This is a genomic window from Paenibacillus xylanexedens, from assembly GCF_007680605.1.
Lineage (GTDB): Bacteria > Bacillota > Bacilli > Paenibacillales > Paenibacillaceae > Paenibacillus > Paenibacillus xylanexedens_B.
In genome coordinates, this window is record NZ_VEIO01000001.1 from 1,526,281 (window position 1) to 1,546,593 (window position 20,313).

At 45.9% G+C, this 20,313-nt stretch carries 11 protein-coding genes; 9 read left to right on the forward strand and 2 right to left on the reverse strand.

Annotation, left to right across the window (positions count from 1 at the left end; all coding sequences use genetic code 11):
* Window positions 1-2 precede the first annotated feature (2 nt).
* The gene (locus FS818_RS06775; protein WP_145330768.1) at window positions 3-1,712 is read right to left on the reverse strand and encodes a sensor histidine kinase; all 1,710 of its coding nucleotides are present in this window, start codon (window positions 1,710-1,712) and stop codon (window positions 3-5) included.
* Window positions 1,713-1,858: 146 nt separating this feature from the next.
* On the opposite strand from FS818_RS06775, the gene FS818_RS06780 reads away from it, so the two are divergent.
* The 3 genes from FS818_RS06780 to FS818_RS06790 are packed head-to-tail and all read left to right on the forward strand — an operon-like array spanning window position 1,859 to window position 8,230.
* The gene (locus FS818_RS06780; protein WP_397351720.1) at window positions 1,859-2,809 is read left to right on the forward strand and encodes an ABC transporter permease; all 951 of its coding nucleotides are present in this window, start codon (window positions 1,859-1,861) and stop codon (window positions 2,807-2,809) included.
* An 18-nt stretch (window positions 2,810-2,827) separates the two neighbouring features.
* Window positions 2,828-3,706 carry a carbohydrate ABC transporter permease gene (locus FS818_RS06785; protein ID WP_123063459.1) on the forward strand — a complete coding sequence of 293 codons (879 nt, stop codon included), beginning with the start codon at window positions 2,828-2,830 and terminating at the stop codon, window positions 3,704-3,706.
* Window positions 3,707-3,748: 42 nt separating this feature from the next.
* Complete coding sequence (locus tag FS818_RS06790; protein ID WP_145330771.1) at window positions 3,749-8,230, forward strand: carbohydrate binding domain-containing protein; 4,482 nt, start codon at window positions 3,749-3,751, stop codon at window positions 8,228-8,230.
* 179 nt (window positions 8,231-8,409) lie between these two features.
* Here FS818_RS06790 and FS818_RS06795 read toward each other — a convergent pair whose 3' ends face one another.
* Window positions 8,410-11,055 carry a chitobiase/beta-hexosaminidase C-terminal domain-containing protein gene (locus tag FS818_RS06795; protein WP_145330773.1) on the reverse strand — a complete coding sequence of 882 codons (2,646 nt, stop codon included), beginning with the start codon at window positions 11,053-11,055 and terminating at the stop codon, window positions 8,410-8,412.
* 290 nt (window positions 11,056-11,345) lie between these two features.
* Here FS818_RS06795 and FS818_RS06800 point away from each other — a divergent pair, with 290 nt between their 5' ends.
* The 6 genes from FS818_RS06800 (at window position 11,346) to FS818_RS06825 (ending at window position 20,220) form a co-directional block, all read left to right on the forward strand.
* Window positions 11,346-12,767, forward strand: a complete 1,422-nt coding sequence (locus tag FS818_RS06800) for a glycoside hydrolase family 140 protein (protein ID WP_145330775.1) — start codon at window positions 11,346-11,348, stop codon at window positions 12,765-12,767.
* A gap of 3 nt (window positions 12,768-12,770) precedes the next feature.
* Window positions 12,771-14,384 (forward strand): response regulator, encoded by a 1,614-nt coding sequence (locus FS818_RS06805; RefSeq protein WP_145330777.1) that lies wholly within the window; start codon window positions 12,771-12,773, stop codon window positions 14,382-14,384.
* 1 nt (window position 14,385) lies between these two features.
* Entirely contained in the window at window positions 14,386-16,206 is a 1,821-nt protein-coding gene (locus FS818_RS06810; RefSeq protein ID WP_145330779.1) for a cache domain-containing sensor histidine kinase, read from the forward strand.
* Window positions 16,207-16,499: 293 nt separating this feature from the next.
* Entirely contained in the window at window positions 16,500-17,441 is a 942-nt protein-coding gene (locus tag FS818_RS06815) for an ABC transporter permease (protein WP_145330781.1), read from the forward strand.
* A 26-nt stretch (window positions 17,442-17,467) separates the two neighbouring features.
* Window positions 17,468-18,388, forward strand: a complete 921-nt coding sequence (locus FS818_RS06820) for a carbohydrate ABC transporter permease (protein WP_145330783.1) — start codon at window positions 17,468-17,470, stop codon at window positions 18,386-18,388.
* Window positions 18,389-18,477: 89 nt separating this feature from the next.
* Complete coding sequence (locus FS818_RS06825) at window positions 18,478-20,220, forward strand: extracellular solute-binding protein (RefSeq protein ID WP_145330785.1); 1,743 nt, start codon at window positions 18,478-18,480, stop codon at window positions 20,218-20,220.
* Window positions 20,221-20,313 lie beyond the last annotated feature (93 nt).

Here is a 20,313-nt window from a genome sequence, read left to right on the forward strand (position 1 = left end):
ACCTACTCATTGATATTGTTGTACCATGTAATACTTACTTTAACGCCTCCGCCAGACGTATGTTCATAGCTTAGACCCGCATCTTCACCATACAAAAAAGACAAACGCTGATGAACATTCCAGGTTCCGCATCCCATGTTGCCATCGAGCGGTTTGTTCAGATTATCGACCAACTCTTGCATCTGAGTCTCCGTCATACCCAGCCCGCTGTCCTCGACGGTGATCGTACACATTTCATCCGTATGATAGCCTGTTATGTTGATATGACCGTCTTCGGTACGAGGTTCAATGCCATGGATGATAGCGTTCTCAACGATGGGTTGTAAACTTAAACGAGGTAACGTTTTATGCGACATATCGTCCGGTACGTCGATGGTAAAATGCATGCGTTCCAGCCGGAGTGCCTGGATTTCCAAGTAATTTTTCACCATGTTCAACTCTTCTTTGATGGTGGCCTGATCATTCTCGGATCTGGTGATGTATCGATAATACTCGCCTAAATTAAGGGCCATCGCCACAACGGCTTTCTCATTTTTCATCCTTGCCATATTTTTGATGTAGAAGAGGCAATTGTAAAGGAAGTGCGGATTAATTTGCGATTGTAGCTGCTTCAACGTTGCTTCACGTCTTCGGAGTTGCTCTTCGTATACGTTCTCAATCAACTCCTGAATTCGCTGCGCCATGATGTTAAATCGTGCAAACAATAAACTGAATTCATTACGAGATGAATGTTGTAACCGAACGGAAAAATCTCCAGTAGACAAACGGTTCGTTCCCTTCACGAGCTGAAGCAAAGGAAGCTGCACACTACGATACAGCACATACAACACAACAACACTCATGGCAATCAGAACGGCGATTGAAGCGTAAAAAAGATTGCGGCTATTTGTGATCGGGCCCAAAATTTGCTGCATAGGCACGTAGTCAACATAGTACCATCCCAGACTTCCTGACTGGATGTACGACACATAGTATTCTGTGCGGTCAAGCGTCGTGGTGAATCCACCTTTCCCTTGTAAAGGCATCTCTTTCAGCTTGGACTGAATCTCAGTCAATGTGCCATTTCCACTGCTGTTGCTAATTAAGCCAAACTCGGGATGAAACATAAAAGGGTCACCTTTGTTATTCAATTTGTTCTGATTCAGCATACGGATCAAATGATGAACCGGAAAGCTGATCTTTGTAATCAGTCTGGACTTCCCGGGAGTGACCATTGCTGACGTTGGATCTGTTGTGTACCACTCAAATTGATTATGTTTATATGCCCATGATTTTGAAAGCGGCTTGGAAAATTCATCCTCCGAATACGGGATATAAGCATAATAATCCGTGGAAATGACTTTTTGCAACCTTGGAAAATAAAGTGTAATGGTCGAATGCCATTTGCTGGCTGCATTATACAGATTCATTTTTTCGAGAATGGCACTTCCAACTTTGACACGTTCATAAGGTACGTCTTTGTAATCCGGCCGCTGATATTCCTGAATACTCGAATCTTGTCCGATGGACATTCCATAGAGAGATAACTGGTAAATGTTGGATTCTACAGAGTCGGCAAAAGTGGATAAATGATTCATGGTATTGTTCTGAATTTCGTGTTCGATCACACGTACACTTTCGCGGTTTGAATAGGTGTACAGAAACAAAACCAGAACAAGCAATGCTACAAACAACAGTGTAATTTTGGTAAAGACATTCAGGCGAGCGAACAATGCGGGGCCTCCTCAACTCATTAAAATATTGTTATCGTTGTTGCAATATTAGGATATAGATTGCTAATAACCGTTGCTATAATTTTAATATACAAGTTCATATCCACTTGTAAAATACAAATTTTTAGAACATGGGGGATGTAGGGGTGAAGGAACATACGTTAGAAACGCCTCGCAAGGGGCGTGCCATCAAGGCAAGACAGCGCTGGAACATGCAACGGAATTGGTCCTTGCATTTGATGCTCGTACCAGCGGTTTTGCTGGCAATTGTATTTCAGTACATACCAATGGGCGGGATTGTGATTGCTTTCCAGGATTTTAAACCGTACCTCGGATTTACCGAATCCAAATGGGTAGGTTGGGATAATTTTAAGTATTTATTTTTATACCCGGATGTAGGCCAGGTCATCTGGAATACACTGGTGATTGCATTTTTCAAAATTATCGCGGGGTTAGTTGCTCCATTTCTGTTCGCGATTTTGTTGAACGAAGTTCGTTTAAATGCCTTTAAAAGGGTTAGTCAAACACTCGTATATCTGCCGCACTTTCTATCATGGGTAATCCTGGGCGGAATATTGCTTGATATTCTTTCACCGCAGGGCGGCATGGTGAACAAACTGGTGGTTGCACTGGGGGGAGATCCGATCTTTTTCCTGGGGGATGGAACATGGTTTCGGATAACACTGATTGTTAGTGATGTATGGAAAGAGTTTGGCTTCGGCACGATTGTATTCCTGGCTTCTCTGTCCGGTATTAACCCTGCACTGTACGAAGCGGCGGAGGTGGACGGCGCCAACCGTTTCAAACAAACGTTGCACATCACGATTCCTGCCCTGATGCCGATTACGATCGTACTCATGACACTCTCCATCGGAAACATTTTGAATGCAGGATTCGATCAGGTATTCAACCTGTACAATCCGCTCGTTTATGACAAAGGTGATATCATCGATACCTTCGTATACCGTCTTGGTATCTTGAACGGCAAAATGAGTTTCGCAACGGCTGTAGGATTGTTCAAATCGGTCGTGGCAACCATTCTGATCGTTATCTCATATCGCATGGCTTACAAATTGGCGAATTACCGCGTGTTTTAGTAGAGAGGAGAAAAGGGCTTGTATTACAAAACAAAAGGCTATCGAATATTCAGCGTTGCAAACTATATTTTTCTGGGCGTATTATCACTGCTTTGCATTCTGCCTATCATTCATATTTTGGCCGTTTCGTTCAGCAGCATGGCACCGGCTTCAGCCAATCTGGTCGGCTTCTGGCCGATTGGCTTTACGACAGATGCCTATGTCAAAACGTTCGGCAATTCAAATTTCATTAATTCCTTGTTAGTTTCGGTTAAACGAACAGTCATTGCAACGGTGATCGGTATGGTGATTATGTTACTTACCGCATTCCCGCTGTCGAAGGAAGATCTCAATTTCAAAGGCCGCTCGATCTACACATGGTTCTTTGTATTTACGATTTTGTTCAGCGGAGGTTTGATTCCGAGTTATATTCTGATCCAAAAGCTGGGTTTGATGGATACGATCTGGGCACTGGTGCTTCCAGGCGCACTGTCCGTGTGGAATGTCATTCTGATGATGAACTTCTTCCGCGGTCTGCCTAAAGAGCTGGAGGAAGCGGCTTATCTGGATGGAGCAGGTCACATTAAAACGCTGGCGCTTGTATATATACCGCTGTCCATGCCAGCGATTGCAACCTTGTCCTTGTTTACCATGGTAGGTCAGTGGAACTCTTGGTTCGACGGCATGATCTATATGTCCGATGTCAAAAATTACCCGCTGGCTTCCTTGCTACAAACCATTATCGTGCAGCAAGACCTCAGTAAAATCAACGTGGACCCATCCATGCTGGAGAATGTTTCCCAGCGTACGGTTCGCGCTGCACAGATTTTCATCGGGGCATTGCCGATTTTGGTCATATATCCATTCTTGCAACGCTTTTTCGTTAAAGGTATCGTCATTGGGGCAGTAAAAGAGTAGTACTGCCCTGCAAGTGAGCACACATTCTAGGGAGGAATATGAGTGAAAAAAGGGTTGGCTTGTCTCGTAGCAGGAAGCATGATCGTTTCACTAGCGGCTCCGGCAGTAGTCGGGGCAGAACAGATGAAGCAACAAACGGTAACGGAGCAGGGGCAGGGGCAGGCGTCAAGCCTGCTTCCGGCGCCGTACAAAGATTTGCAGGGACATTGGGCTAAAAAAGCAGTGATGCGTATGCAGGATATGGCGCTGACCAAAGGTTATGCGGATGGCACATTCAGACCGAGTGAACGCATCAGCCGTGCCGAATTTGTTGTGATGCTTGATCGGGTTTTCGGATTCGCAGGAGGCTCAGGAGCAGCATCATACACAGATGTTAGTGATAAAGACTGGTACTATGATGCGATCACACGGGCAATTGGATCTGGCATTATTCAGGGTACCGATGCAACACATCTGTCTCCCCAGCTCCCGATTACCCGGCAGGATGCTGTCGTGATGGCAGATCGTGCGTTTCAGTTATCCACAGGCAGTGAGAATAAAGGGCCTGGTTCAACATTTAAAGACGAAAAAGATGTAGCTGACTATGCAAGAAATGCGATGAACTACTTCGTAAACAACAAAATTGTAAACGGATACAATGGGAAACTAACACCTGAATCCAATATTACGAGAGCAGAAGCTGCTACGATCATGTCTACGTTGATAGCAGATATTCATAGCAAACCCGGCACCTACGAATCCAATGTAGACGGGAATCTGATCGTTCGCTCAACCGATGTGACGTTGAAAAACACAACGGTCAACGGCAACTTGCTCCTTACAGAAGCTATTGGGGAGGGTACAGTGACACTCGACGGAGTAACCGTAACTGGAAGTGTTGTTGTAAAAGGTGGAGGAAGCCATTCAATCGATATTCATAACTCCAAACTAAATCGAGTTGTGGTAGACAAAAGCACAAGTCCGGTACATGTGAAGATGACAGGGACAACTCAAATTGAAAACATGTTTATTGAACAAAAGGCTACTGTCGAGTTGTCTGCCGAGAGTACGATTAATACTCTAAAAGTAAACAGTAAAGCCCGTCATACGGTGATTGACGGCAAAGGTAAAATCAAACTGTTGGACGTAGATGCAGGCAACGTATTACTTAATGGGAAAGCGGTTGCACCAGGACAATACAAGGATAGTATTACGCCTGGGACAGGACAGTCTGAGCAACCAAACGCTTCTACACCAGGTGCTTCTAACGGCGGCACTGGTTCTGGTTCAGGTGGTGGCGGATCTTCCAATACAGGAGGAACGACACCATCCGTTCCGGGCACTCCTTCAGGTGAAAAACCGATTCCGGCAACAACGATTCCGGATGAGCAATGGGAAATGGTCTGGAATGATGAATTTAATGCGTCTTCCGTGGATGCTTCCAAATGGACCGTTCAGGATACGGAGCTTGTGTACAACAATGAGTTGCAATATTACAGCCCGAATAACACACGTATTGTAAAGGATGGCAACCGCAATGTATTGCAGATTGAAGCAAAACGGGAGCAGAAGGGTAGCAAAAATTATACTTCCGGCAAACTGATTACGAAAGAGAAGGGCGACTGGACGTACGGAAAAGTGGTTGTGAGAGCCAAACTTCCCATCCAGCAGGGCATGTGGCCGGCAATCTGGATGATGCCCACGGATGAAGCGCATTATGGAGGATGGCCTGCCTCCGGTGAGATTGACATCATGGAGTTGATCGGCGGCCAAAACAAAGATCACGAAATCTACAGTACAATCCATTACGATTCAAAGAAACCAGACGGCTCTCACGGACATGATCAGGGCAAATTTACATTGCCGCAAGGTGAATCCTTTGCCGATGAATATCATGATTTTCAAGTGGAATGGTTGCCAGGCATGATCCGATTCTATGTGGATGGCACGTTGCATCATCAGATTAACAACTGGCAGACAACGGCGGCAGGACAGCCGGAAAGCTACACGTTCCCTGCACCGTTTGATCGCCCGTTCTATCTCATTCTCAACCTTGCGGTTGGCGGAGACTGGCCGGGCTCACCGGACAATGATTTTGTTTCCGAGAAGATGAATGTTGATTTTGTACGCGTGTATTCGTATAAAAATATGGATCAATGGCCTGACGTTACTTCCAGTCCGATTGAGCCTGAGAAACAGCGCGAACCGCAAGCGGACGGTAACCAGATTTACAATGAACGCTTCAGCAAAGATGCAGATGCAAATGGTGTTCCTGAGGACTGGAAGTTCATTACAAATGCTGGCGGAGAGGGCAAGGTTGAAGTTGTCGATGATCAGGTGAAAGGCAAAGCTGCTAAAGTAACGATATCCAAGGCAGGAACGGAAACATATTCGGTTCAGCTAACTCAAATGCCGATGTATATCAAGAAAGACAAAAAGTATAAAGTCGAGTTCGATGCAAAAGCTTCTGCAAACCGGGTTATTCGCTCCAAAGTAACTCAGTTTGAAAAAAGCTGGACGAATTACTCTGAAGAAAAAGCATTTTCAGTCACAACGGAGTGGCAACCGTATGAATACGAATTCAATATGCGTAATGGTTCCGACAACAATGCACGCTTCGAATTTAATCTGGGATTAAACGAAGGCGAAGTTTCGGTAACCAACGTGAGATTGACTGAGATTGGGGAGGCTGATCCACTCCCGGTGGAACGAAAAGCACTCCCGGATGGCAATTACGTATTCAATGGTACCTTTGATCAAGGGAAGCAACGGCTCGGCTTCTGGAACATTGAAATGCAGTCCGATGCTGAAGCGCAAGTATCCGTCAATAACTTCTTGAAATTCCCGATCATGGAGAGACAGCTTGTTGTTGATGTGAAGAAAACGAATGGTCAACCTGAGCAGGTAGCTGTTGTTCAGCCTGGTATGAAGCTGGAAGGTAATACGACCTACGGGTTCTCGTTTGATGCCAAGGCAGATACGACCGGCGTTATGGATATCGGTTTATCTACCGAGGAGGGCCATAACGTGCAAGTTAATCAAGGCCAGCAGATTCAGATTGGGTCTGATATGAAAACATACACTGGTGAAATTGTGATTGGAGAAGGTGAAGTCACAGCAACATCTACATTAAAGCTTTTATTCGGCGGGGCTACTGGCAAGGTTTATGTCGATAATGTGCGGCTGACGAAACGTGGAAAACCGGTAGCGATTCAGAATTATAATCATATTCCTGCCGCAGATGCTTACGTGATGCAGGGATTACAGCTTGAGAATTCCGATGAAGGCGGCGAGCATGTTAGTTACATGGATGAAGGGGATCTACTTCAATTCAAAATTACTGCAGCGAATGAAGGTGCATATGCATTCTCCACACGGATAGCAAGTGCAAAAGCTGATGCAAAGGTACGTTTTACAGTCAAAGATGAAGAAGGCCATACCGTTGCAAGTTCTAATCTTACGTTAGGAGATACCGGCGGCTGGCAAACATATAAAACGGTATATTTCCCGTCGGTATCTTTGAAAGCAGGAACAACGTATTACGTGAATTTTGAAGGGAACGAGTACAACACACGATGGCTGGACATCTCACGGAGTATAGTAAAGAATGGCGAGCTGAGTACAGCAACATCGGATTGGATGGTGCCTGCTAGTGTCACTACGGCGACATATAGTAACGACCAAGGTATTAGCTTAACTGTACCTGGTACAACCCAGAATTGGTGGGATGTTATATTACAGCAAGGACAGCTAGCGCTTGAAGCAGGGAAAACGTATCGTTTAAGTTTTGATGCTTCGGCTACAGTACCGAAACCAATGCAAGTGGTTGTGTCTCAAACGGGAAGTGATGATGTAAAGTATTTGGATCAGGCAGCTGAACTGACAACAACAAAACAGCCATATGTCTATACCTTCACAATGGGAGATTCTGCCGATGAGGCAGGTTTGTTAAACTTCGGCCTGGGTAATTCGTTGGAGCCAGCAGCCGAACATGTGGTATCCATTCAAAATGTAATGCTGTTTGAGGTCAATCCCGGCGCAGATATGGGTGGGCAACCTGTACATGTCAATTTGATTAAAAATGGTGACTTTACGCAAGGAACAACTGGCTGGTTCCCGTATGCGGCTAGTAATAAACCGGAAGACTTGGTCCTCAGCGTGGATAACCAGAAGTTACAGGCACGGATAGGTCAAGTCGGAGCCAATGCATGGGATCGGCAATTGATCCAGGAAGGCTTTGCCATGCAGCAGGGATACACTTATAAACTGACGTTCAAAGCAAATGCGGATAAAGCACGCAAGCTGGGTGTTGGGATTGGATGGGTTGACGTCCCTGCAAATTATAAATGGACCGGGTTCTATGGCAACCAAATGAATCTAACGACGGAAGAACAAGAGTTCACTTTTACGTTTCAAGCTACTGAAGCGAGTTATGCGAACAGCCGAATTGTGTTTGATATGGGTAAGATCGATGGTACCGAGCAAGAAGATACTACAATTACACTGTCTGACGTAAGTCTGGTTAATATGGGAAAAGCACAATAAAACAGTGGCTGGAAGCATACTCGGGTCAATGAGGTAAACAAGTATATAATCAGTAGTTCAGGTTGGTTAGCTAAAAAGGGACGAAGCAGATTCATGCTGCCTCGTCCTTTTTGTGCATGTCCAGTATGGATGTCAGCGATACGTAGGTGTTATTGCTTTACTAATATGTCCGTAGCCGATCAAGGCAGTGTAATACGTACATCATCAATAAAGGCTGTATTGTCACCTTGTGTAGTCGTTGCTACAAACTTGATCGTATGCTTTCCACCGTTCGTCTCAAAAGCATCGGTTCTGAACGTTTCGAAGCTACCCGACTCAGGCTGATAGGAGCCGATAACTTGATCATCGAAATAAACATCAAAGGACTGAGTGCCTCCGAAGCTGGTTCTCTTCGCTGCTTTGAACGACATTTGATATGTGCCGGGCTTGAAGTGAATGGACTGGCTCAATGTACCGGACACACCACCATCCGTTTTCAGATAACCGGTCTGTACGCCTTGAGGAGCGGTAGGCGCTTGAAACGGGCCATTATTATGCTGTACACCGGAACGGCTATCAAATACCCAACCGTTAGTCATCGGTCCCGGTTTGGCTGACGTTGTAGCGGGTTTCTCAAAACCAGCGTTGAACAATGTGACTACCGGGAGCTCATCCGGAATATCTGGATTTACGAAGCAGCGCTTGTTTACACCCGGGATCGGATCACCTAAGAGGGCACTTGTACAGGCTACACCGTTTTCCTGAACCGAATAATTAAACAATCCGTCTGCACCGTAAGCAACGACCGCTTTCCCTTGGAAATAACAATCTCCACCATTCTCAATCATACATAACTTATATCCATCCGGTGCGCTGCTGATCTGACCGATCTGATAGAGTGAAGACACCGTACCGGAAGGCTGCATGTCTGGCTTGAAGGCTTTGGCTTTGTAGAGAGCAAGAGAACCTTCGTTCAAAATGATTGGCCGGACATACAGTGTAGATTGCGCCGTTGGTTCGCTGCCGTCTGTTGTATAGCGGATCTGAGCTCCGCTAGTCGCTCTCTCCAGATAGAGCACCTCAGAGCTTGGGAATACGTGTTGATTCAGACTGAACGTTGGAACATCAACCTTACCCGTTTGTAAAGCGGGGAGTACCCGCACAAGAGCAACGCCGTATGCAGATGGATCGGCAGTACTTGTGGCACGAATCGCGATAAGGGTTTCATCTGTCACTTGAGGTGGCTGATATACGCCGCTGCTGTTAATTGAACCGTTGTTTTGCCCAACAACGCTCCAAGTCACACCTCCCGTATGATCAATGACATTAGCAGCAAGAGTAATGGACTCTCCTGAGCGAACGGTTGGATTCACTTCGTCCAGTTTTACTTGGGTTTGCGCAGGCTGGGTGGTGTAAATGATGACATTGTAATCTCCGTCAACTGTACTGTCTGTAAGTGATGTACCTCCAGGGAACGTTGCTGTAACGGGAGGAAGCACCGCATTGCTTTCTGGCGTTACGTCATTTTTGTAAACCAGCTTGCGAAACGTTTTATTCACTGGAGTATCCCCAAAATCAAGTGTAATTTCTTTGCTAGAGCCTGCTTTGGATTCAACGAGCACCGTATAATTGCCATCGGTACCTCTGAAGGCTGCAGCACGAACATCGGTGGAACCGCCTGTGTTAACCGCAAGCACTTCACTATGTTCCGGAATATAACGGTTTAGCATACCTGCAATATAAAAGGTTTTGCGGGGGGTGAGCCCGAGTACGACCGCATCCCACATCGTATAGGTTCCATTGGTTCCTCCTGTAGGGTCGTTCGTCCAGACTCCGTTTAACTGCCACATCAAAGCTGATTTCACACCCATATTGGCCGTTTGAATTACCGAGTTGGCATAACCGGCATCCCAGTTGCTTGCCTGATCATCCGCCCAGCCGAATTCAGTCAGATGAAGCGGTTTATTACCGACATAACCTTTGCGTAGGGAAAAAGCATTGCCTAGGCCTTCGTATGATTCACCGTACACATGAAAGCTGTATCCATCGATAGCATCATCGGCATGTTGCTTCATATACTCAATCCAGGCTGGAGCGCCTGTTTCCTCAGGGCCCCAGATTTCAACCCGATTGCGGAGACCATCCGCAGTCAATCGGGCGCTAACTTTATTGACCATTTCTGCGTAGTATGCCTTCTGATCTCCCGGAGCTTCAAAGTCCCAACTGCCGTTTGGCTCATTATAAAAGGTAAGGTACTTCACGTTGTCATAACCTCTGTTCAAAATCAGCTCCTCCAGCAGGGCAGAAGCAGAGACAGCATAAGCATCCAGATCTGCAGGTGCACTTGTCCAAGGATCGATGCCTGGTATGGAGAACCAATCATGTACTGAGGAGCCGACCTTCCAGCCGAAGTTCAGTTCAATTTCGGTTCCCGCAGCCTTAAACGCGTCGAGGTACTTGTAAAAAGCTTTCATTTTGGCGCTGTCCCATGTATATGTTCCTTTGGAGGGCTCTATCCAGTCAATCTGAAACCAGACTCTGGCTACCTTGGGCTGAATGGTTTGAATACGTTTTTTATCGATCTCCCAATGTGCTTCGGTATACCCGTACTGCATCTGTCCGGGCATGAGCGCTGTCGGAATGGTGTTCACACCCACGCCAAGAAAATCATCCTGAATGACGTTATTCGTTTCAATTGAAATCGTGTGACTGGTGCTAGTAGTGGTATGATTCTGGCTCTGTTCTGCGTGGACTTGGGCAGGGACGGGAATAAGCGATGCCAGCATCGCGGTGATGAGGACAGGAATCCCCCAGCGTGAAGCAAAACGTTCGGATCTACTTTTCATCTCATCTCTCCTTTAAAGAAGTTTACCGCCCAAAGCATTAGCGGCACTTCAAATGATAGCGTTTACAATAAAATACAGAATTGAAATATCCTCTGAAACGTTTGAAAAAAAGCGAATGAGGTTGAACAAAACCAAGCACGGTTGAACGATTATACGGTAAAACAGTCTTTACGAAAGCAAAACGGCATTTTATGCTTTTCATAAGGGAACAGATTTTAAGGCAACGGCATGGAAATTCAACGTAATTTTACGCGTTCAAAATCTTCACCAATAGAGGAGTGTTAACAACGATGTGTGCCAATTCGCCAAACAATAATCATGGAACAGGGATAGGAAAAGCAACAAGTCATCCATCACACCGTCAAGTAAACGTCGGAAAAAACCATAACCTTACAGCGCTTCGAGTGTCTGCGAATGGACGATATCTGGAAACATCGCAGGGCGTTCCCTTTTTCTGGCTTGGGGATACAGCATGGGAGCTTTTGCATCGTTTAAACCGGGAAGAAAGCGAACATTATTTGCGTACAAGAGCTCAACAACGTTTCACGGTTATCCAGACGGTTCTACTGGCTGAATTCAGCGGAATCACAACCGAAAATGCTTATGGCAGGCTTCCTTTATATATGGATGAACAGGGTCAACCTGACCCAACCCGGCCAGATAGCGATGGGGTGTATTCATACTGGCATCATGTGAATGCCATGCTTGAGCTGGCTGCCAGTCTTGGGCTATATGTTGCTTTGCTGCCGACTTGGGGTGACAAGTTCAATCAAAAGTGGGGAAAAGGTCCGGAAATTTTCACGCCAGAACATGCTTTTACGTATGGAAAATGGCTAGGTGAACGATACGGCTCACACCCACAAGTCATTTGGGTGCTTGGAGGAGATCGCCCGCTGGAGACCAAGTTGCACTTTGACATTGTTACTTCAATGGCGAGAGGATTAAAAGAAGGTGGTGCGATGCAATTGATGACCTTTCATCCACCTGGATGTGATTCATCCTCGAGACAGCTCCATGAAGAGCCATGGCTAGACTTCAATATGATCCAATCCGGTCACGGCGAACGAGAGATAACCAATGATCGGCGTGTACAGCAGGACTATGAACGAAAGCCTGTGAAGCCAACACTTGATGCCGAGCCATGTTACGAAGACATTCCTATCGGATTTCGTGGAGAGCAGGGTTATTTTGATGCCACAGATGTGAGGAAGGCCGCATACTATGCGTTATTTTCAGGGGCATTCGGTCACACTTACGGTCACCATTCCATATGGTCCATGTATCAAGGTACGGATGATCTTGTAGAGTCCAACCGTCAAGGAGATTATTTCATTATGGAATGGCGAGAGGCATTACATCGTCCCGGAGCAGAACAGATGAAGCATGTACGTACACTGCTTGAACATGAACTTAGCTCTGATCTGCGGCCTAACATGGACTTGATTCATCAGAATCGGGCAGGGGAGAATCGAGCAGTGAGTCTACAAAATAAATATAGCGTTTACATTTATCTGCCCAATGGCTTGTATGTGGACGTGGTCATGGGGTATATTGAGGGCAAGCACGTGAAAGCAACATGGTTCTGTCCGAGAACAGGAGAAACGATAGATGTTTCTTCTGATTTAGCAATACTGAATCAAGGCATTGAACGTTTTACAGCCCCAACAAGCGGAAGAGGGAATGACTGGATTTTGATATTGAAGGGGGTTTAATGCATGTATAAGGTGATGATCGTCGAAGATGAAATGCTGGTTCGGATCGGACTGAAAAATTCCGTGGAATGGAGCAAGTTCGGGTTAGAGGTTACCGCTGATTTCCCCGATGGTCTTGCCGCATGGGATTATTATGAACGTGAGAAACCCGACGTGGTCATTACCGATATCAGTATGCCCAGAATGGATGGCATGGAGCTGATTACAAACATCCGTAACCTAGATAAACACACGCGTATCGTTGTACTTTCTTGTCTGGAAGAGTTTGAACTGGCCCGTAAGGCGCTGAAACTGGATGTATCCAGCTATATATTAAAGCTAACGATGACGGAAGAAGAGATTGAGCAAGTACTGACCGGTGTTAGGGAAGAATTGGATCAGCAGCAGAACCAGGTGCAGGGAAGAGCAGGTTCAACTTCACCGGATATCGAACTGGTAAAGGAAAAGATGTTTAAGGACTTTATGTTTTATCGTATCTTTTCCACAGAAGAATTCTCCCGGTTTGTGACGGAGAGTGGCCTACGTCTTTCTCCTGTTCGGCTCGTGGTCTGTGTTATGGAAGTTGATCGTTATTTTTCGCTCAAGGAACGTTTTCATGATGAGCATGGTCATCTGGTCAAGATGTCGTTGCTGAACATTTTGGGAGAGATCATGACGAGTTACAAACGGGGAGAAGCCGTTCAGATTAATGACCAGCACTACGCGCTGGTGCTACATTTTGCCGATATATTGTCTGAGCAGGCGATCGTGCAGGAGATTCACCAATTGCTTGAACATGTGCAGGATACGATCCGTCATTATTTTAACTGTACGGTTTCCTTTGGAATCAGCAGTGTGAACGGAGGATATGATTCACTTCCCAGACAATATGCTGAAGCCAAGCGGGCATTGCAGCGCAAATTCATTACCGGCCCGGGTCAGCAGCATCAGGGAACCGGGCGTGCTGATCGTTCCGGCGTGCTTGTACGAATGGAACAGATTCGCAACCATAGCGCGATAAAGGAGTTGCTCCCTCCACTGAAACAGAAGGAATATGATCAGTTTTTGGATGAGCTCGAAGGCGGTTTGTGCGAAGAACGCAAAACGTTGGAATTGACAATTTATCAGTTCGTTCAATGGATTAACACACATGTATATGATCACAACAATGAAAAGACGCTGCTGGTCAGCATGACGGAAGAACTGGAAACCTGTGATACACTGCCTGATATGCTGGAGCAAATTCTCGTTTATATGAACACGCTTGTCGAGTTGATTCGCAAGCGCTTACAAATGAGTGATGAAATTACCCGCGCCATCGACTATATCAAGCGTCATTATACGGACAATATCAGCCTTCAGATGGTCGCAGATCATGTCGGTCTAAGTCCGGGTTATCTCAGTAACCTGTTTCGTAAAGAACTTCAGATTACGTACATTGATTACGTTAACCGATACCGTATCGAACGTGCCAAAGAACTGCTTGCGCAGAGTCAGATGCGTTCTTTTGATGTACCCGCTTTGGTCGGTTTTTCGCCTGAGTATACGTATTTTAGCAAAGTGTTCAAAAAAATCACCGGCCTCAACCCTAATGAATATCGCAGACAAACCACGCTCCATGACAAGAGGGTGCAATAAAATGAAGAAAGTCTTTCAGGCGCTGTTTGCATCGAGACAACTGAGAACGCAGCTTATTCTTTATATTATGATCATTAGCCTCGCCGTCATGGCGGGGGCTTCTTATTTTATTTATTCATTTATGCAAAATATGGTCAAGATTCAGAATGAACGACTACTGTACCAGCAATTCCAGCAGCTGGATCACAACATCGGCGGATTGGTCAAAGAGATCGATCGGTTATCGATGCTGTTTCTGCGTGATGATCACATTCAACGATTTTTGTATAAAATTTCGGAGAAAACGGAAGAAGAATTTCTGGAATCCAAAAATGATGTACAGCGAGTCATCGCGGATTTTATTGATAACTACAATTATATCGATTCCATCTATATTACGGCAAACAATCTGGGTGCTGTAGGCGGAAGTCAGAAGCGGACTCTTGTCTATGATCGGGAGGCATGGCAGCAAAGCTTTTTCACCTCTGAGCCTTTCCATCAGACCATTGAACGGTATCCTCGTCTGATCATTCATTCCGGAATCAAAAAATCATTCTACAACCCATATCTGACAGGTAAAGATGACGGCTATTTAATCAGTCTGATGCGGGGTACACGAGCGATTTATGATCCGAATACAAGCGCCACTTTAATTTTTAATATCGATGAACGTTATCTTTCTTCGATCTATTCTACCGCACTGAACCGGGAAGAAGGCGACATGTATATCGCGAGCGCTGACGGAACGGTTATATCAGCCAGTGAGGAGGGTCGGGTGGGAACCCCCAGCCACTTCAAGCCAGGTGAGGACCTTGAGAACGGCGCTTACGGAAGTCTGGATGATGAAAAGGCAGGACGCAACATGCAGGTGGTTTATTATAAACTCCATAATGGTGGCTGGTTTCTGCTGAAAGAGATTCCGCTCAGTCAGTATGCAGACCAGATTCTTGGCGTTCAACGTATGCTTATATTGGTGTTCACCATAAGTGTGCTGGCGATCTTTATCGCTTCCTACTTCTGGTTGCGCAAAATAATTAAACCACTGAACCAATTATCGGGCAAAATGAAGGACATGAGTCGCGGTGAACTCGGCGTTACCGTTGATCATGTACCGAATAACGAGCTCGGCACGGTGATCCGCCGCTTTAATGAAATGTCGCTGAGTATGGTGGAGCTCGTGGAGAAAAATAATGAAATCCAAGAGAAGAAAAGGGAACTGGAGCTGGAGGCTTTGCAATACCAGATCAATCCACATTTCCTTTACAATACATTGAACATGATTCGTTGGATGGCTGTCATTGTCAAGGCAGACAACATCGTGAATACGATTGTTGCGTTGGGAAATATTTTGCGTCCCGTGTTCTCTAGTAAAGATTCGATGTGTACGCTGCGTGATGAACTGTCGTATGTGGACAACTATCTGAAGATCATTAACATGCGATTTAACAATAACATTACGTTCACCATGGACGTACAGGAACAATGGATGGATTGTCAGGTTCCACGCTTTATTTTACAGCCGTTGTTGGAGAACTCGATTGCATCTGGCAGACAGAGCGAGGACTTTGCCATCCAAATTCGGATCGAGGCCACCGGGGATGAGAATCAACTAATGTTGAGCGTTGCCGATTCCGGGGTAGGCATGGACACGGGGATGCTGGAAGCTTTAAATGAAAAGTTAGCGAGGGGAGAATCACCCAAGTCTACGGCTGGAGGCAGCGGTATTGGCCTGAACAACGTCAATAAACGGATTCGTTTATATTATGGGGCTGAATATGGCATTCAATTTGTTCCAACTGATCAGGGCGCGAAAGTTATAATTACTTTGCCAGCACGTCGATAAAAAGTGTTACTTATTCAATGGAGCTATAGGATAATTGAACTGAAATAAGGTAGCTTCTTAGCTTCTCCATAGAAGCTCTCATGTTTTCGCCCGAAAGGCGAACCATGAGAGCTTTTTTTCAATTATAGTTGTCTGATTTGTTCAAGAAACATCTTAAGATCGTTCAAGTTGACTTGAGAGACGGTAATATTTTTTTCAAGCAGATCGGGGGAAGTTTCATTCAAGCGCCTTTAAGAAAGCGCTATCATATGAATAAGCCAAAACGAAAGCACACGCACAAAGGAGAAATTCATATGCAACGAACCGAAACGCTGAAAAGTTCTGTTACCAAAAAAGCCGGCAAGCTAAATCGTAAAGACGGCATTCATCTGTTGTTGCTAGCGGCACCCTTTGTCCTGTTTACACTAGCGTTCAGTTATGTACCGTTATTCGGATGGGTTTATGCATTCTTCGACTATAAACCGGGCATTCCATTGCAACACACCCCGTTTCTAGGGCTGGAAAACTTCCGGAACATGTTTGATGATCCGCGAATGGGTCCTGTACTCGCGAACACGCTAGCCCTTAGCGTACTGTCCATCGCAACAGCACCAGTGCCGATGCTTCTCGCCATTTTAATATCGGAGGTTCGCGCAGGCTGGTTCAAAAGGCTGGTACAGACGGTGTCCACATTGCCGAACTACATCAGCTGGATCATCGTGTTTTCACTGGCCTTCAGCATGTTCAGCACGGAGGGGGCAGTCAATTCCATTATGATGAAAACAGGCATCGGCAATCCGCCCGTGGATATCCTCGGAAATTATGACCGGGTATGGACGGTGCAGACCTTGCTGTTACTGTGGAAATCCGCAGGATGGAGTGCCATCATCTATCTGGCAGCCATCGTGGGCATAGACAGCGAGCAATACGATGCAGCGAAGGTGGATGGCGCCGGGCGTATGCGTACCATCTGGCATATTACACTGCCCAGCATCATGCCAACGTTTATCGTGCTTCTGTTGCTCTCGGTCAGTAACCTGCTCTCGGCAGGATTCGAACAATATCTTGTATTCAGTAACGTTATGATCGCGGATCGGATTGAGGTACTTGACCTGTATGTGTACCGTCTTGGTCTTGTGACCGGAGATTACTCGTACTCCACAGCTGTGGGGATTTTCAAAACGGTAATCAGTGTTCTGCTGCTGTTCAGTGTTAACATTTTATCCAAGAAAGTACGCGGTCAAGGCATCGTCTGACTCGCAGGGAAAGGAGCAAAACCGATATGCGCACACAACCCGCAGGACAGACGCTTCGTCCCGTCCGCCATACCGATTGGAAAGACCTGACGTTCACACTGTTTAACTACATCGTGCTGTCACTTTTGGTCATCATCACGATTTACCCGTTCTATTACATTTTCATCTATTCCATCAGTGATCCGATTGAGGTTCAGAAGGGGGTATATTTCTGGCCAGCCGGATTCTCTCTTGAAGCCTATAAAGCAACGGTGCAATTGCCCGGGATTATTGATGCTGCACTGGTCAGTGTCTCCAGAACGGTGCTAGGTACATTGATTACCGTATTCAGCTGTTCGTTCTTCGCCTATCTGATCACCAAAGAAGAGATGCCGTATCGTAAAATCATTTACCGTTTTGTCCTCATTACCATGTATTTTAACGCTGGTTTTATCCCGTGGTATCTAACGATGAAAGCATATGGCCTACAAAATAATTTTCTGCTATACATCATCCCTAGTGCGATGTCTGGCTTTAACATTATTTTGATCAAAACGTTCATTGAACAGCTTCCTGCCTCTCTTGAGGAATCAGCGAAGATTGACGGAGCAGGATATTTCCGGATCTATCGCAGTATTATTTTCCCGCTCTCAATGCCGATCATTGCCACCATTGCCGTGTTCTCTGCCGTAGGTCAATGGAATACCTGGTTTGATAACTTTTTCCTGGTCGAAAACCCGAAGCTGCAAACATTGCAACTGGTGCTCTATAATTTCCTGAACCAATCCAGTAACCTGTCCAACATGTCAACAGAGGAATTAACCCGGGGAGATGTAGTTCGAACACTCACACCTCAGTCTATCCGCATGACAATCACGATGCTGGTTACCTTGCCGATTGTTCTTGTGTATCCGATGCTGCAGCGGTACTTCGTGAAAGGAATCATGATGGGTGCCGTTAAGGGATAAGGCTTGTTGGCTAAAAAGTGTTGCAACGAGATTGGATTATCCGGCATAATGCCGATAATTATAGAAGAAAAAAACAGGAGGGTTATGACATGAGAACTAAAAAAACGTTCCGCCGAGTAATGGCCTTGCTCATGATGACGTCTTTGCTGCTTGCAGCCTGTACGAGTGGAGGAACAGGCCAGACTGGTACTGGCGAATCCGGTACACCAGACAGTGGTTCTAACCAAGATCTTGTTACGTTGCGTGTGCTAATTATGGAGACCGGCTCCAAATGGAATACACAGCAAAACAACGAGGTCGCTCAGGCCATTGCCGAAAAAATCGGGGTCAAGATTGAATACGTTGAAGCAGACGAAAACAAATTCAATGTATTGCTTGCCGGCGGTGATCTGCCCGACCTGGTTCGCACAAATGTAAATAAATATCAGAAGCAATTAATTGAAGGGGATCTGATTGTTCCACTTGACGATATGCTCGCCAAATCCGGCAAGGATATAACAGCCAACATTCCTACCGTTGTAGACTACAGCAAAAAGAACTGGAGCAACGGCACGGGTAAATTGTATTTCCTGCCGCCGCAAGTACAATCCAAACCGGGGACATCCATTGCACCGATCACCATTGGCCCAACGATTCGCTGGGACTGGTACAAAGAAATTGGCACCCCTGAAATTGCAACGATGGATGATTTGCTCGACGTTGTTGCCCAAATCGTAGAGAAACACCCGCAGACGGAAGACGGAAAGAAAGTTTATGGCGTGTCCATGTGGCAGGATTGGGGACTGTGGCCTTATACGATTCCGCCAATCATCTTCAATGAAAGTGTGAGTGCTACAAGTGACCTGACGGCATCCAAAGTTGGCGGCAGCGAGTTTATCAGCAATCTGACCGATGAATCCTCCAACTTCTGGACAGCACTTGATTTCTACAATAAAGCGCAGCGTAGAGGATTGCTTGATCCCGATTCCCTGACGATGAAAAACAATGATTACATGGCTAAAGCAACAGCAGGACAGATCGTTGTTGGTCCAGCGACCTGGGCAATGGGTGATTTCAACGCACAGCATGCAAGCGAAGGCAAAGGATATCTCGTTGTACCCGCAGGCAAACTGGCTTGGACAGGTGCAGTGAACCCACTCGGCTGGCAGGATAAAGCCTACAGTATCTCCAAAACATCCAAAAATCCTGAAAAAGCGATGGAATTCCTGAATTATATTTACTCTTATGAAGGTGCACGCACCATGTACAACGGCGTAGAAGGTAAACACTGGAAAGTGGTTGACGGTAAACCGGCACTGACGGACGAAACATTGGCTTTGAAAGCGGCAGGCGGTGCACCATACGAAGCAACGGGACTTTCACTTGATCGGAATATCATCGGTCTCGGCGGAGATATGGTGAATCCGAATGACAAAATGCCGGTTGACCTCTTTACCTCCGAGGAGTCCTTGTCAAAAGCAGCTACAACGCTTGAAAAAGACTTCGCTCAGCATTACGGTGCTTCATACTCAGGAGAGGTATTTAAAAAGCTGATTGATGAAGGCAAACTGAATACGTTCACTAGCTGGATGAATGGCATGACGGACGAGGAAATCATTAGGCGTAACACCATCCCAGGTGTAACACTGGATGACAAACTGAAAAAACAGGAGGCTGAGCTGAAAGAGCTGGCAGCACGCGAGGCAGCCAAGATTATTCTTTCCAAGGATGAGCAAGCCTTTGAAGCAAACAAACAGGCTGCACTGGCTGCATTCAAAAAAGCCGGAGCAGACGAATTTACAGCTTGGTATAACAGTGAATACCAACGGCTTCGTCAAGCTCACGGTCTGTAAACCGACTTGACCGAAAAAGAAAGGGCAAGGGAGGAGCTAAAGCGTGATGTTTTAGCTCCTTTTGTTTTGCAACATGGAGTGATGGGAATGGAG